This window comes from Arenimonas malthae CC-JY-1 (assembly GCF_000747075.1).
Classification (GTDB): domain Bacteria; phylum Pseudomonadota; class Gammaproteobacteria; order Xanthomonadales; family Xanthomonadaceae; genus Arenimonas; species Arenimonas malthae.
On sequence record NZ_AVCH01000099.1, the window covers coordinates 1 to 911 of the forward strand.

The window sequence follows — 911 nt, forward strand, 5'->3', positions numbered from 1 at the left end:
CTGGGCATTGCGGGCGGCCTCGAGCAACGGCGTCAGGCCGTCCTCGTCGCGGGCGTTGCGGTCGGCGCCGGCGTCGAGCAGGGAACCGACGATCTCCACGTGGCCGGCGGCGCAGGCCACGTGCAGGGCGCTGCGCTGGCGCTGGCCGCGGGCATCCACGCGCGCCTTGTGGCGCAGCAGCAGCTGCACGCCGGCCGGGTCGTCGTCGCCCGCCGCGGCCGCCAGCAGCGCCGGCTGGCCGCCCTTGGGCTCGGGCTTGGCGCCGCGTTCGATCAGGAAACGCGCCAGCCGCCAGTTGCCGCAGGCGCAGGCCACGCCCAGCGGGCTGAAGCCTTCGGCATTGAGCGCTTCGAGCACGGCGCCGGCGTCGAGCAGCAGCGCGGCCACGCCCGGGTCGGTGCTGCGCGCGGCGTGGTGCAGCGCGGTGTTGCCTTCGGCATCGGCGTGGCGCGGGTCGGCGCCGTTCGCGAGCAGGGTCATCACCGCCTCGGGGCGGCCGTGCCAGCTGTCGCGGGTGGCGGCGAGCAGCGGGGTGAGGCCGGCGTGTTCGGCGTTGAGGTCGACGCCGCGGGCGATCAGCTGGCGCAGCAGGCGCAGGTCGCCGAGCAGGGCCGCGAGCATGGGCAGGCTGCGCTGGTCGCGGTCGGCGGCATCGGGCAGGGCCTCGGGGTCGGCGCCGTCCTCGAGCGCCGCCAGCGCGGCTTCGATGCGGCCGGCGCGGGTGGCGGCGTACAGGCGCGCATCCGGGTCGCTGGCTTCGATCGGCGCCGGCGCGTCGGCGTCATCGTCGTCGCCGATGATCGGCAGGTTCGCGGGCAGGCGGTCGGGCGCCGGCGGTTCGGTGCCGAACCGCTGCGCCACCCCATGCGCCAGCAGCGACACCAGCGCGAACGCGGCCACCAGCCCCGGCC

At 77.3% G+C, this 911-nt stretch carries 1 protein-coding gene; it reads right to left on the reverse strand.

What is annotated here, in order from left to right; genetic code table 11:
* Nucleotides 1-911 (reverse strand): ankyrin repeat domain-containing protein (locus N790_RS05160; protein ID WP_211251954.1); only part of this gene is annotated, 911 nt, incomplete at both ends.